This window comes from Citrobacter sp. HN-141, assembly GCF_033341895.1.
GTDB lineage: Bacteria > Pseudomonadota > Gammaproteobacteria > Enterobacterales > Enterobacteriaceae > Citrobacter.
This window is the reverse complement of record NZ_JAWPBF010000009.1, coordinates 44,038-57,594: the sequence shown is the minus strand read 5'-3', so window position 1 is coordinate 57,594 and position 13,557 is coordinate 44,038. Positions and strand designations below refer to the sequence as shown.

The following is a 13,557-nucleotide window of genomic DNA, read 5'->3' as shown; positions in this document are numbered from 1 at the left end:
TCAAATAGGCTAATAATAATGGCAGAAAATATAAAAACGTTGTCGTTTAAGAAACGGTGGGGAATTCCGTTAGCGATCCTGGCGATGGCGATTACCTATACCTTTCCCATGGCAGGACTTTCCATGGAGGGGAAGCATGCGCTGGTATTGTTTGCGGGTGTTTTTATCCTGTTCTTATCCGAACCTATCCCCATTGTTGTTTCAAGCTTACTGATTGTTCCTGCTGCTGTATTATTAAAAGTATGCAGCTTAAAAATGGCACTGTCGGGATTTTCTTCATCTTCCTCTTATCTTCTGGTTGGCGCATTTATTATGGCTGTGGCGCTAACCAAAACACGCTTAGCAGAACGGATTACTTTTTTAATTCTTAAAGTTACCGGCAGTAGCGTGCGTAATTTAACACTGGGGGTGACCATTGCGAATATTGTGCTGGCATTCTTTATTCCGTCGTCAACCCCAAGGGTCGCGATCCTGCTACCCATTTGTCTGAATTTAATTGCCTTATTTAAAGAAGAAGGGCGAACAAAATTTGCAGTGAATTTGCTGCTCACCATGTCGTTTACCAATTCCACGATCAGCGGCGGTATTTTGACAGCCAATTTACCGAACCCCATTACCGTTGAATTTATTCATAATGCCGGTGGGCCAATGATCTCCTATCTGGATTTTTTGATAGTCGGATTCCCGCCAGCATTACTGATGACGTTTATTACCTGGATCTACCTACAGTTTGCTTATCCGCCTGAGCAATCGCACATCCCCGGTGGAGAGCAGTTGATTAAAGACAGTCTGGACGGGATGGGAAAAATGTCTGCGGCCGAGTGGAAAACGTTGTGGATTTTCCTCGGCGTGGTCTTCCTGTGGGTCACCGGTGATTGGATAGGTGTCGATTCTACCACGGCCTGTATGCTGGGGGCTTGTCTGCTCTTCTTCCCTAAAATTGGCGTGATTAATTGGTCGGAAGCCAATAAAGGCGTGTCGTGGCAAGTGCTGTTCATTTGCGGCGGCGGTGTCAGTATGGGGGCTATTTTGATGAAAACCGGTGCGGCAGAATGGATATCGATGTTAATCTTTAACCATCTGGGTTTATCCACGCTGAGTACCATCGCCTTGCTGATTGTCGTGCTTATCGTCGTGCAATACATGCATATTTTCTTTGTGGGCACTACGGCGATGGCGGCAGCAATGTTGCCTGTATTGATTGGTATTGCCCATGCGGCAGGTCTGCCACCGGCAATGCTGGCGTTACCGGGTGGGATGATTATTGGCGCTTATCCATTATTGATGTTTTATAACACCATTCCGGGTGTGTTGGTCTTTGGTACCGGGAAGGTTGCTATCAATGATTATCCGCGCGTCGGTATTGTACTGTGTGCGATTGCTTGTCTGATTTATGCATTATGCGCATTGTATTATTGGCCAATGCTTGGCGTGTTTTAATTTTCAGGAATAATTACTTATTTGTTGTTAGCGATTATTTTACCGTGGTGTTTGTCTGAAGCATCGCGTGGTTGATTATATCTGTCGATAATCTTGTAAAGGATATTATATGAAAGTTACGCTTCTTGGCGCTGCCGGAGGAATAGGGCAGGCGTTGTCGTTACTCCTTAAATTACACATGCCAGAGGGGTCTGAACTCGCACTCTACGATATATCAACAGCAACACCAGGGATTGCTGTTGATTTAAGCCATATTCCAACCGATGTGCATATTCACGGATATTGTGGCGCGCAGATTCAACATGCGTTAGAAGGTGCAAATATTGTTATTGTCTGTGCCGGTATTGCCCGTAAACCGGGAATGGATCGTTCTGACCTCTTCAGTATTAATGCCAATATTATTCATCAGCTTATTGGTGATGTCGCAAAAATATGCCCGGATGCCTGTATTGGTATTATTACTAACCCGGTTAATACCACAGTGGCGATTGCCGCTAATGTCCTGCAAAAGGCTGGCGTCTACGATAAAAGCAAGCTCTTTGGCATCACCACGTTGGATGTTATTCGCGCAAATACGTTTGTTGCACAAATGAAAGGCTGCAGCGTGCGGGACGTTGAGGTTCCGGTCATCGGTGGACATTCGGGCGCCACGATCCTGCCGTTGTTCTCGCAGCTTACGGAGATAAAATTATCCGATGACGAGATCCGTGTGCTGACAGACCAGGTCCAAAATGCCGGGACTCGGGTTGTCGAAGCTAAAGCGGGAGCCGGGTCGGCCACATTATCAATGGGGCAGGCAGCCGCACGTTTTTGTTTGTCGTTACTCCGTGCTCTGAGTGGGGAACAAGGCATTGTGGAATGCGCATATGTAGAAAGCGGCAGCCCATACGCCCGTTTTTTTGCCCAGCCCGTTGAATTGGGCGTCAACGGTGTATCTCGCGTTATTGCGCTAACTGACCTGAGCCGCATTGAGCAGGATGCACTCGAGGCAATGCAAAGCGAACTGCGTAAAGATATTGCGTTTGGTGAGCGGTTTGTTTGTAAGAATTAACGCGGGTAGTTTTGAAAAAGCCGATCGTCGAAATCGGCTTTCAACGTTTACCAGGCCGGTAACGTTGTGCATCTGAGCATCATTGTAGACCAAAGACGTCTGGAGGAATTTTGCTAACTGGCGCATATTAGGTGATAGCTTTTTTGCCCAAAACAATAAGGAACCTGCAATGCCGCACATCGATATTAAATGTTTTCCTCGCGCCCTTACTAACGAACAAAAAACCGCGCTGGCGGCGGATATTACAGATGTCATTATTCGTCATTTGCAAAGCAAAGACAGCTCGGTCAGCGTGGCGCTCAATGAGATTGAGCCTGACGCGTGGCAAGCGGTATGGGATGCGGAAATCGTGCCGCAGATGGACACGTTGATTAAAAAACCAGGCTACAGCATGTGAACGAGAACGGGCGATTATTGCGCCCGTATTAATGCTGGCACAACTCTATAAAAACCAGAGACCAGTTACTCCACCCGGCTTAGCTACAGTAATCCAATGACAAAAACAATTGATTCATATAAACAATATCTATATAGCCTCAGCGTTCTTTTTGACTAATATTCCAAGAAGAACACCGGATTTACATTGAAGTTATTCTTATTTGTATACACGAGTCAGATTAATTACCCCGTTAATTTTTTCAAGCGTGTAACAACTAAAGAGTTTTATACCGGGTTCTTCCTCCGCAATATTTAATTCAGGGCAAGTCATAATACCATCTTTGTCAAGGTAGAGATGGAGAATATCAATAGATTCTCTTTGTTTTACTGAGCTAGCTATGTATTTATCGCCTAAGAATTTCTCACGTTGCTCAGGTTTCATCAGTGCTGTCAATGGATCTGCCACCCAAGAATCATTTCCATCTGAACCATGAATGAGCATGAATGCATGATTTGCCTTAGCACCGTCATTCGTATTTCCGGTAATTATAATGACTTCCACTTTTTCTTTATAACCAAAATCCATTAAAGCACGAGCCCCGATAGCACAAAGCTCCCCACAGTTGCCAGCTTCACAACGGACTGAGTTATTAGTAATTTCGTATAGCTTCTCAAGCGTGAAATCTTCACCATCATAGCCTGTTATATTACCACGAGCTTTTTTTATCCTACTATCGATATCGATAACTTGTGATGCTGGCATTTTTTCGTCCATTTTCTCAATAACAGAGCTCCATTTTATATGAGATGACACATACTGAGATGCAAAATTTGCAGCTTCTTCTGGAGAACAATCGATAAGATGATTGTCAGGGTAATCTGAAAAAGGAGTTACATCGCTCTTTGGGTGATTTAAATTATCAAGGTGATTGTTTTGTGTAAATTTAATTAATGAAGACGGTATCATAATTACTCCTTTATATATTTTATAATTTATTCCCTGCACTATTATTCATAATAGTGATATATTTATGAATGATCAAAAATTATCGTTAATGTTCAACAGAGCATCGCCCTGCTACTGAATCCCTTATCCTGAAAGGATGTAAAAAAAGTAAAGTACAGTCATGTGTAGCCATTTAGCTATTTCCTTCCCGTTTCGTTGCCGCCCCTGTAGGATATAAATTCAAAGAGTATAAAAAATAGCCTTAACGTACAATAATTTTCGATATCCAAACTGACCCCGTTTACGGACTGTAAGTAGAGAAGTCTGATGCAAATGTCAGATCGTATGCGCCTGTTAGGGCGCTGCTGGTATCAGAGCCTTATAGGCACATCAGAAAAACCTCCGGCTATGCCGGAGGATATTTATTCAGCCGCTGTTATACGTTTCCCGCTGGTGACAAACGTTCCGGCGCCAAGGTGGTGCAAGGTATTGAGTTTGCTATCATCAAACTGCCAGCGTCCTTGCACAAATACCCGCTCATCAGCGGCAGCCGAGACCACTTCGCCAAACAGGGTGTCATATTTGTCCTGAGCCGCTGTGGCAGGAAGCAGGCGGCATTCCATCCAGGCGAGACATTTGGCTTCTATTAGCGGTAGTCCCAATACCGGGCCGTTGACCACCGGAATGCCGTAGCAGTTGAACTTATCTTCTATTCGACCGGAAACACTCCCCACGGCATAGGTCCAGTTCGTCGCGGCAACCCCTGGAATAACAATACCAAATTGACCGCTACGCTCGATCAGTTCGCGCGACCAGGCAGTCTTGTCGACAACAATGGCTACCCGCGGCGGATAAAATTCCACGGGCATTGACCACGCGGCCGCCATCACATTACGCCGTTCTGTATTCGCGTCACGACTGGTTATCAAAATGGTGGGGCCGTGATTAAGCAGTCGGCTGGCGTGTTGTAATTCAACCGGACGAAAATGACTCATAGCGACTCCTCGGCAGAATAAAAATGACATCACAATAAACATAGATAGTAACGGGATTAGCGATTTTGTCGCCTCATTGGGGTGAACAGCGCACAAAAGCGACAGCGTAAAATAAAAAATGCGTTATAAGTACAACATTCAACAAACAGGAATCCCGTATGACGCCTTTTTTAAACGCTTATTTTGCCCGTATTGGCTGGTCTGACGTACCCAACGTCGACATTGAAACGTTGAGAGCGCTGCACTTACTGCATAACGGTGCCATACCCTTTGAAAATCTTGATGTGCTGCTGCCGCGTGAAATGCAGCTTGACGATTTGTCCCTTGAAGAGAAGTTGGTCACGGCCCGCCGAGGGGGCTATTGTTTTGAACAAAATGGTGTATTTGAACGGGCGCTACGCGACATCGGCTTTACCGTACGCAGTTTGCTGGGACGCGTGGTATTGGCGAATCCATCCAGCCTGCCGCCGCGGACACATCGCCTGTTACTGGTTGAATTGCAGGGTGAACAGTGGATCGCTGACGTTGGCTTCGGCGGGCAAACGCTGACAGCGCCGATTCGTCTGCAGGCTAACATTGAGCAGAAGACGCCACACGGCGAATATCGCCTGATTCAGGAGGGGGAAGACTGGATATTGCAGTTCCGCCATCATGATCACTGGCAGTCAATGTACCGATTCGATCTGGTGGTGCAACATCACAGCGATTATCTGATGGGGAACTTCTGGTCTGCACACTGGCCGCAGTCGCATTTCCGCCACCATCTGCTGATGTGTCGCCATTTACCCGACGGCGGCAAGCTGACGTTGACCAATTTCCACTTTACTCATTATCAGGATGGTCATGCGGTAGAGCAGATTAATCTGCCTGACGTCGCCAGCCTGTATACGCTGTTGCAGGAGCGCTTTGGACTGGGCGTTGACGATGTCAAACACGGCTTTAGCGAGGAGGAACTGGCGACGGTCATGGCGGCGTTTGATACGCATCCGGAGGCGGGGAAATAGGGGCATCAGAATTAATGCCGGATGCGGCGTAATCGCCTTATCCGGCCTATATGAAGATTTAAAAATCGATCGCCCATTCGGCGTGAAACAAGATCACTGCCGAGCCGCAAATCGTCACTTTTTCTGGCTGGTTATCACGGATAGTCACCGTCACATCAACAATGCCGTCGCGTCCCAGCGCACGCCCCTGGTGCCCCTGAACATGCAACGTTTCGCCATCATGAGCCATCAGGTTATGGTGTACCAGCCAGGCGCCCATTGGACCATTCGCGTTGCCGGTGACCGGATCTTCCACAATTCCGATAGCCGGTGAAAACATGCGGCCATCGGTTGCGTTTTCGCCCGGACGGAGTTGAAACGGGAAGAAGCCGTTACAGCCAATCTCTTTGCTAATTGCCGTCAGCGCGGGCAGGTCAGGGGAAAGGGCGTCAATATTCACCTCGGGCTTCAGTGGGATCATCACTTTTGAATGCCCGGTAGATGCCACCTGAATCGGCAACCCAGGCAGCATATCGTCTTCAGTTAGGTGCAGCGCGTTAATAATCGCACGGCGAATTGCCCCATCCAGCGGCGCCTCAAAAACAGGTTTCCCTTGCTCCAGGCTGATGCGGTAGTCAGCGCCGTGCGTGCGTACGTCAACCCGGTGGCGACCGGCGAGTGACGTTTGCCAGACGGTTGTATCACCCAGCCCCAGCACGTTGGCGCGAACATAATGCGCGGCGACGGTAGCATGCCCACAGATGGGCACTTCGACCGTTGGCGTGAAGTAGCGAATACGCACATCGCTGTCGTCACTGGTCAGTAGAAAAGCCGTTTCCGAATGGCGCAGCTCACGTGCAATCAGCTGCATCTGGGCGTCACTCAACCCATCCGCATGCAGCACAACTCCCGCTGAATTGCCGCGAAAGGGTTCTGAGGTAAAGGCATCAACGTGGTAAACCTGTGGTTTCATTGGCGTTCTCCTGGAATGGAGAAGCATCATAACGTACAAAAAGTGGGATAGCGATGCTGCCCGGTAAGCGCACGCGCTACCGGACAGCAGAGAAAATTATCGGCGAGAACGTACTATCTGGTAACGGCGAGTGAAATACTCAACCGGCGCGCTCCAGACGTGAACCAGACGGGTGAACGGGAACAGCAGGAAAATCGTCATCCCCAGTACCAGGTGTACCCGGAAGATCAACGCCACGCCATCCAGATGTGCAGACGCACCGCCCTGGAAGGTGACGACCGACTGCGCCCAGCCCACCAGTTTCAGCATTTCACTGCCGTCCGGATGTTGTGCCGAAAACGGGATAGTGGTCAGGCCGAGGATACACTGAATCAACAGGATACACAGGATCAGAATATCTGCGGTTGAGGATGTTGCGCGAATACGCGAGTTCGTCAGACGGCGCACCAGCAGACCCGCGCCGCCTACCAGCGTCAATACGCCACACAGACCGCCGGCAATCATCGCCATCTGTTGTTTCACCGCGATTGGCAGGAACCAGGCATACATCCAGTGTGGGGTTAACATGCCAAACAGGTGTCCAAAGAAGATCCCCAAAATGCCGATATGGAACAAGTTTGACCATAGCACCATACCGCGTTTATCCAGCATCTGACTGGAGGAGGCGCGCCAGGTGTACTGTCCGTAGTCGTAGCGTAACCAACTCCCGAGGATAAACACCGTGCCGCACAGATACGGGTAGATGTCGTAAAAAAAGACGTTCAGATACTGTATCATTTCGGGCCTCCCGCGCTGACGTCGACATATTGTGGTGCCACGTCCTGGCTAAAGCGTCGTTGATAGTTTTGTAACGGTGAACTGTCACAGGCAGTCGTATTATCCTCAATAAACTTCACCTGTTCCTCTTCCCAGACGGCATCCAGCGCCTGACGGGTATCATCGCGGGTTTCAGCGCCAACCTGTTTTGTGACACTGTCACTTGATAGCGGACTTCCGGCAAGCAGCAGCAGGGCGTCAAACAGTTGATACCAGGGGGTATCGCGCTGTTTTAACCGCCCGCCGAGCAGCGCCAGTATCGGGGCAACGTTCTGCAATCCCTCTTTGGCTTCTGCTTCAGGCAGCACGCTTAAATATTCCAGATACAGCGGCAGGTGATCCGGCAGTTCGCGACAGTTGAGCTGTAGCCCGACTTTTTCGTACTGGGCCAGCAGGTCGACCATCGCCTGACCGCGGTCGCGGGATTCGGCATGCACATGCTCGAACAACAGCAGTGAAGTGGCGCGTCCACGGTCAAATACTTCACACCATTCAGCTTGCTTATCCAGTAACGGGGCATTGAGCAGCTCGTGGGTAAAGCCGCTTAGCATGGGCGCATCGCTGGCGACCAGCGCGAAGGCGTCATCTTTGCACTCCCAGAGCAGCGCGTCCGGGTATTCCATCAGCAGACCGATAACCTTGAGGATTTGCATTATTGACCCTCCGCTTTATCGCGTACTTCGGTGATATCGATAGCGTCAATGCGACTACTGTTAAACAGATTGAACTTGGTGTCCGAGCCGTGACAGCCGTCGCCGAAGGTGAAGCCGCACCCGTTTTTCTCCGGGAAAGCGTCACGCGCCATTTCACGATGGCTGGTTGGGATCACGAAGCGGTCTTCGTAGTTGGCAATGGCCAAATAGCGGTACATCTCCTCAACCTGTTCAACGGTTAAGCCCACTTCCTCAACTGCACGGGTATCGGTTACACCTTCCACGGTTTGCGAGCGCATGTAGTGACGCATCGCCATCATGCGTTTCAGGGCGCGCAGTACCGGACCGGTATCACCTGCACTGAGCATGTTGGCGAGGTACTGGACCGGGATTCGCAGTGACTCAACCGCGGGCAGAATGTTGCCATTGTGCGGCAGACCACCGGCATCAGCGTAAGACTGAATCGGTGACAACGGCGGCACATACCAGACCATCGGCAGGGTGCGATACTCCGGGTGCAGCGGCAGTGCCAGTTTCCAGTCCATCGCCATTTTGTAAACCGGTGAACGCTGGGCCGCTTCAATTACGTTGTGCGGAATCCCCTGTTTCAGCGCTTCTTCAATGACGGCCGGATCGTGCGGGTTAAGGAACACATCGCACTGACGCTCATAAAGGTCGGTTTCATGTTCGGTGCTGGCCGCTTCCTCGATGCGATCGGCGTCGTACAGCAGCACGCCAAGATAGCGAATACGCCCGACGCAGGTTTCGGAACACACGGTAGGTTGGCCGGATTCAATACGTGGATAGCAGAAGATGCATTTTTCCGACTTGCCGCTCTTCCAGTTAAAGTAGATTTTCTTATACGGACAACCGCTGATGCACAAGCGCCAGCCGCGGCACTTATCCTGGTCGATCAGCACGATGCCATCTTCTTCACGTTTGTAGATGGCGCCGCTCGGGCAGGTGGCGACACAGCTTGGGTTCAGGCAGTGTTCGCACAGGCGTGGCAAATACATCATGAAGGTGTTTTCAAACTGACCGTACATCTCCTTTTGCATCTTCTCGAAGTTACGGTCACGGGCACGTTTAGAGAATTCACCGCCAAGTAATTCTTCCCAGTTGGGGCCCCAGATAATTTTGTCCATCCGTTTACCATCAATCAGCGAACGCGGGCGGGCGGTGGGCTGATTTTTGCCTTCCGGCGCACTGTGCAGATGCTGGTAATCGTAGGTAAACGGCTCGTAGTAATCGTCGATTTGCGGGATCACCGGGTTGGCGAAAATTTTGGTGATCACCCCCATCTTGCCGCCCAGGCGCGGTCTGATTTTACCGTTAACATCGCGCACCCAGCCGCCTTGCCACTCTTCCTGGTCCTCCCAGTTTTTCGGGTAACCAATGCCGGGTTTGGTTTCGACGTTGTTAAACCACGCATATTCCATCCCTTCACGCCCGGTCCAGACGTTTTTACAGGTGACGGAGCAGGTGTGGCAGCCGATGCACTTATCCAGATTCAGAACCATGCCTACCTGTGAGCGTATTTTCATTTTTTCGCCTCCTGTACCTGATCGCGACCTTCATCATCCAGCCAGTTAATATTTTTCATTTTCCTAATCATGATGAACTCATCGCGGTTAGAGCCGACCGTTCCGTAATAGTTGAAGCTGTATGCCAACTGCGCATAGCCGCCAATCATGTGGGTCGGTTTCGGACACACACGGGTGACGGAGTTATGAATACCACCGCGCATTCCGGTGACTTCGGAACCGGGTATATTCATGATTCGTTCCTGTGCGTGGTACATCATGGTCATGCCTGGCGGTACACGCTGGCTGACCACCGCGCGTGCGGTCAGTGCCCCGTTTGCATTGAAAGCTTCGATCCAGTCGTTGTCTTCAATACCTAACTCCTTAGCATCAGTTTCACTGATCCAGACAATCGGCCCGCCACGCGACAGCGTCAGCATCAGCAGGTTTTCACTGTAGGTAGAGTGGATGCCCCATTTCTGGTGCGGCGTCAGGAAGTTGAGTGCTTTCTCCGGGAAGCCGTTTGGCGGTATCTCACGCATTTCGCTGACGCTACGGGTATCAATGGGTGGACGATACGCCACCAGGCTTTCGCCAAAGGCGCGCATCCACGCGTGATCCTGATACAGTTGCTGACGACCCGACAGGGTGCGCCATGGGATCAGCTCATGCACGTTGGTGTAGCCTGCGTTGTAGGAGACATGCTCACTTTCAAGACCCGACCAGGTCGGGCTGGAGATGATTTTGCGCGGCTGCGCCTGAATGTCGCGAAAACGAATCTTTTCGTCTTCTTTGTTCAACGCCAGATGTGTATGGTCCCGACCGGTCATCGCGCCCAGCGCTTCCCACGCCTTCACCGCCACCTGGCCGTTGGTTTCCGGCGCCAGCGCGAGGATCACTTCCGAGGCATCCAGCGCGGTGTCGATCAGCGGGCGGCCTTTCGCCGGACCTTCGCGCTTGGTGTAATTCAACTTGGCGAGGAAATCGACCTCCGCCTGGGTATTCCACGAGATGCCTTTCCCACCGTTGCCGAGCTTGTCCATCAATGGCCCGAGCGAGGTGAAGCGTTCGTAAGTGGCGGGATAATCACGCTCCACAACGGCGATATTGGGTGCGGTCTTACCCGGAATAAGGTCGCATTCGCCTTTACGCCAGTCCAGGATATCAAACGGCTGCGCCAGTTCTGCCGGGGAATCATGCTGCAGCGGTTGCAGTACCACATCGGTTTCTTGTCCCAGATGGCCGACGCACACCTCCGAGAACACTTTGGCGATGCCTTTATAAATTTCCCAGTCGCTTTTTGACTCCCAGGCAGGATCGACTGCAGCCGACAGCGGGTGAATAAACGGATGCATATCCGAGGTATTCATATCGTCTTTTTCATACCAGGTGGCGGTAGGTAGCACGATATCGGAGAACAGACAGGTGCTGGACATACGGAAATCGAGCGTCACCAGCAGGTCGAGCTTGCCTTCAATCGCCGCCGACTGCCATTCCACTTCTTCCGGTTTAATGCCATCGGTTTCGCCAAGCGCTTCACCCTGAATCCCGCTTTCAGTACCCAGCAGATATTTGAGCATGTATTCATGCCCTTTACCGGAAGAGCCCAACAGATTAGAACGCCAGACGAAGAGGTTGCGTGGATGGTTTTTACCGCTGTCAGGTTGTTCGCAGGCAAAGCGGATATCTCCGGACTTCAGCGCCTGCGCGGTGTATTCAGCAGGGGATAATCCCGCTTGTTGTGCCTTTGCTTTCACCGTGAGTGGGTTAAGGTTGAGCTGCGGGGCAGACGGTAACCAGCCCATCCGCTCGGCGCGGACGTTGAAGTCGATCAGATGCCCGGTGAACTTCGAGGCATCGGCCAACGGAGAGAGCAGCTCCTGCGCGGTGACTTTCTCATAACGCCACTGGCTGGAGTGGTTGTAGAAAAACGAGGTGCTGTTCATCTGGCGCGGTGGACGGTTCCAGTCCAGCGCAAAGGCCAGTGGCAGCCAGCCGGTTTGCGGACGCAGTTTCTCCTGACCCACATAGTGGGCCCAGCCGCCGCCGCTTTGTCCGACACAGCCGCAGAACACCAGAATGTTGATCATCCCTCGGTAGTTCATGTCCATGTGGTACCAGTGGTTTACACCCGCACCGAGGATGATCATCGAGCGACCGTGGGTTTTGTGTGCGGTATCGGCAAACTCACGGGCGATTTGTTCGATATGACGGCTCGGAACACCCGTAATTTGTTCGCCCCAGGCCGGGGTGTAGGCTTTAACTTCGCTGTAATCTTGTGCGCTATGAACGTCATCCAGACCACGGTCGAGGCCGTAATTCGCCAGCACCAGGTCATAGACGCTGACCACCGGGCAAACGCTGCCATCCGCGAGGGTGAGACGTTTTACCGGCAATTGTCGAATCAGCACCGGTTCCTGCTTCACGCTGCGAAAATGTGGGTTTTCATTGCCGCCAAAGTAAGGGAAGGCGACACCGGCCACGTCATCGTGCTGTCCGAGCAATGACAACGACAGTTCTGTTTCCGCGCCAGCCGCCAGCGGCTCCAGGTTCCATTTCCCTTTTTCACCCCAACGAAAGCCAATCGAACCGTTTGGCACGACCAGTTCACCGTTGCTGTTAAACGCTACGGTTTTCCACTCCGGGTTGTTGGTTTCACCCAGACCATCAACCAGGTCTGAAGCGCGCATCATTCGACCAGGGACAAAACTACCATCTTCGCGGCCATCCAGCAGGACCAGCATGGGCATATCGGTGTAGCGGCGGCAGTAATTGAGGAAGTAATCGCTGGGTTTGTCGAGGTGGAATTCTTTGAGGATCACGTGCCCCATGGCCATGGCCAGTGCGCTGTCGGTCCCTTGTTTCGGTGCCAGCCACTGGTCGCATAACTTGGCGACCTCTGAGTAGTCCGGCGTAATGGCAATTGTCTTGGTGCCTTTGTAACGCACTTCCGTAAAGAAGTGGGCGTCTGGCGTACGGGTTTGTGGGACGTTTGAGCCCCAGGCAATGATATAGCTGGAGTTATACCAGTCGGCTGACTCCGGAACGTCGGTCTGCTCACCCCAGGTCATGGGTGACGCCGGCGGTAAATCGCAGTACCAGTCATAGAAGCTCAGGCAGGTTCCACCTAGCAGCGAGAGGTAACGCGTACCCGCCGCGTACGAAACCATCGACATGGCGGGAATGGGTGAGAATCCGGCCACCCGGTCCGGGCCATAGGTTTTTACCGTCCAGACGTTGGCGGCGGCAATCAGTTGGTTTAGCTCTTTCCAGTTGGAACGAATAAACCCGCCGCGCCCGCGCACCTGTTTGTAGCTCTGGCATTTTTGCGGGTCGTTCATGATCGATTCCCAGGCCAGCACCGGGTCGGGCTGGCGGGACAGGGCGTCGCGCCACAGTTCGATCAGACGTTTACGTACCAGCGGGTATTTCAGGCGGTTAGCGCTGTAGAGATACCAGGAATAGCTGGCACCGCGCGGGCAGCCGCGTGGCTCATGGTTGGGCAGGTCGGGGCGGGTTCGCGGGTAGTCAGTTTGTTGTGTTTCCCAGGTCACAAGTCCGTTTTTAACGTAGATTTTCCAGCTGCATGAGCCGGTACAGTTCACGCCGTGGGTAGACCGCACAATTTTGTCGAACTGCCAGCGTTGACGATAGCTGTCTTCCCAGTCCCGGTTGGTGTGCATTACTTGCCCATGCCCCTCGGCAAACGTCTCGCCCTTTTGTTTAAAGTAGCGAAAGCGATCCAACAGTTTACTCATGACATTTCTCCTGCTCCTAATGGACGCTGCCTACGATCTGC

General features: G+C 51.6%; 11 protein-coding genes. 4 read left to right on the top strand and 7 right to left on the bottom strand.

Features of this window, described 5'->3' with window-relative positions; genetic code table 11:
• Positions 1-18: 18 nt before the first annotated feature.
• From RYZ59_RS12595 to pptA, 3 genes are all read left to right on the top strand, one after another.
• On the top strand, positions 19-1,440 hold the full coding sequence (locus tag RYZ59_RS12595) for an SLC13 family permease (RefSeq protein ID WP_137381839.1): 1,422 nt from the start codon (positions 19-21) through the stop codon (positions 1,438-1,440).
• Between the two features lie 109 nt (positions 1,441-1,549).
• On the top strand, positions 1,550-2,491 hold the full coding sequence (mdh, locus tag RYZ59_RS12590; RefSeq protein WP_318048188.1) for a malate dehydrogenase: 942 nt from the start codon (positions 1,550-1,552) through the stop codon (positions 2,489-2,491).
• Between the two features lie 169 nt (positions 2,492-2,660).
• Complete coding sequence (gene pptA / locus RYZ59_RS12585; RefSeq protein WP_137381841.1) at positions 2,661-2,888, top strand: tautomerase PptA; 228 nt, start codon at positions 2,661-2,663, stop codon at positions 2,886-2,888.
• Positions 2,889-3,086: 198 nt separating this feature from the next.
• On the opposite strand, the gene RYZ59_RS12580 is transcribed toward pptA, so the two are convergent.
• Together RYZ59_RS12580 and RYZ59_RS12575 are read right to left on the bottom strand one after the other, a co-directional pair.
• The gene (locus tag RYZ59_RS12580) at positions 3,087-3,836 is read right to left on the bottom strand and encodes a hypothetical protein (protein ID WP_318048184.1); all 750 of its coding nucleotides are present in this window, start codon (positions 3,834-3,836) and stop codon (positions 3,087-3,089) included.
• 401 nt (positions 3,837-4,237) lie between these two features.
• Positions 4,238-4,810: a flavin reductase family protein gene (locus RYZ59_RS12575; protein ID WP_318048182.1), complete on the bottom strand. Its 573-nt coding sequence runs from the start codon at positions 4,808-4,810 to the stop codon at positions 4,238-4,240.
• Between the two features lie 158 nt (positions 4,811-4,968).
• On the opposite strand from RYZ59_RS12575, the gene nhoA reads away from it, so the two are divergent.
• Positions 4,969-5,814 carry an N-hydroxyarylamine O-acetyltransferase gene (gene nhoA, locus RYZ59_RS12570; RefSeq protein ID WP_318048180.1) on the top strand — a complete coding sequence of 282 codons (846 nt, stop codon included), beginning with the start codon at positions 4,969-4,971 and terminating at the stop codon, positions 5,812-5,814.
• A gap of 58 nt (positions 5,815-5,872) precedes the next feature.
• Here the strand turns inward: nhoA and RYZ59_RS12565 are convergent, their stop codons facing one another.
• The 5 genes from RYZ59_RS12565 to RYZ59_RS12545 all read right to left on the bottom strand — a co-directional run bounded on the left by RYZ59_RS12565 (position 5,873) and on the right by RYZ59_RS12545 (position 13,516).
• Entirely contained in the window at positions 5,873-6,766 is an 894-nt protein-coding gene (locus RYZ59_RS12565; RefSeq protein WP_318048177.1) for a PhzF family isomerase, read from the bottom strand.
• A gap of 96 nt (positions 6,767-6,862) precedes the next feature.
• Complete coding sequence (gene narI / locus RYZ59_RS12560; protein ID WP_137381846.1) at positions 6,863-7,543, bottom strand: respiratory nitrate reductase subunit gamma; 681 nt, start codon at positions 7,541-7,543, stop codon at positions 6,863-6,865.
• Positions 7,540-8,235 (bottom strand): nitrate reductase molybdenum cofactor assembly chaperone, encoded by a 696-nt coding sequence (gene narW, locus RYZ59_RS12555; protein WP_318048173.1) that lies wholly within the window; start codon positions 8,233-8,235, stop codon positions 7,540-7,542. The genes narI and narW overlap by 4 nt, the downstream gene beginning before the upstream one ends.
• Positions 8,235-9,779: a nitrate reductase subunit beta gene (gene narH, locus RYZ59_RS12550; protein WP_137381847.1), complete on the bottom strand. Its 1,545-nt coding sequence runs from the start codon at positions 9,777-9,779 to the stop codon at positions 8,235-8,237. Before narH ends, narW begins: the two co-directional genes overlap by 1 nt.
• Positions 9,776-13,516, bottom strand: a complete 3,741-nt coding sequence (locus RYZ59_RS12545; RefSeq protein ID WP_318048169.1) for a nitrate reductase subunit alpha — start codon at positions 13,514-13,516, stop codon at positions 9,776-9,778. Before RYZ59_RS12545 ends, narH begins: the two co-directional genes overlap by 4 nt.
• Between the last annotated feature and the right edge of the window lie 41 nt (positions 13,517-13,557).

What these genes read in the sequence shown, in the direction of transcription:
- RYZ59_RS12595 (WP_137381839.1), top strand. Translation starts at nt 19, where the DNA reads ATGGCAGAAAATATAAAAACGTTGTCGTTTAAGAAACGGTGGGGAATT.
- mdh (WP_318048188.1), top strand. Translation starts at nt 1,550, where the DNA reads ATGAAAGTTACGCTTCTTGGCGCTGCCGGAGGAATAGGGCAGGCGTTG.
- pptA (WP_137381841.1), top strand. Translation starts at nt 2,661, where the DNA reads ATGCCGCACATCGATATTAAATGTTTTCCTCGCGCCCTTACTAACGAA.
- RYZ59_RS12580 (WP_318048184.1), bottom strand. Translation starts at nt 3,836, where the DNA reads ATGATACCGTCTTCATTAATTAAATTTACACAAAACAATCACCTTGAT.
- RYZ59_RS12575 (WP_318048182.1), bottom strand. Translation starts at nt 4,810, where the DNA reads ATGAGTCATTTTCGTCCGGTTGAATTACAACACGCCAGCCGACTGCTT.
- nhoA (WP_318048180.1), top strand. Translation starts at nt 4,969, where the DNA reads ATGACGCCTTTTTTAAACGCTTATTTTGCCCGTATTGGCTGGTCTGAC.
- RYZ59_RS12565 (WP_318048177.1), bottom strand. Translation starts at nt 6,766, where the DNA reads ATGAAACCACAGGTTTACCACGTTGATGCCTTTACCTCAGAACCCTTT.
- narI (WP_137381846.1), bottom strand. Translation starts at nt 7,543, where the DNA reads ATGATACAGTATCTGAACGTCTTTTTTTACGACATCTACCCGTATCTG.
- narW (WP_318048173.1), bottom strand. Translation starts at nt 8,235, where the DNA reads ATGCAAATCCTCAAGGTTATCGGTCTGCTGATGGAATACCCGGACGCG.
- narH (WP_137381847.1), bottom strand. Translation starts at nt 9,779, where the DNA reads ATGAAAATACGCTCACAGGTAGGCATGGTTCTGAATCTGGATAAGTGC.
- RYZ59_RS12545 (WP_318048169.1), bottom strand. Translation starts at nt 13,516, where the DNA reads ATGAGTAAACTGTTGGATCGCTTTCGCTACTTTAAACAAAAGGGCGAG.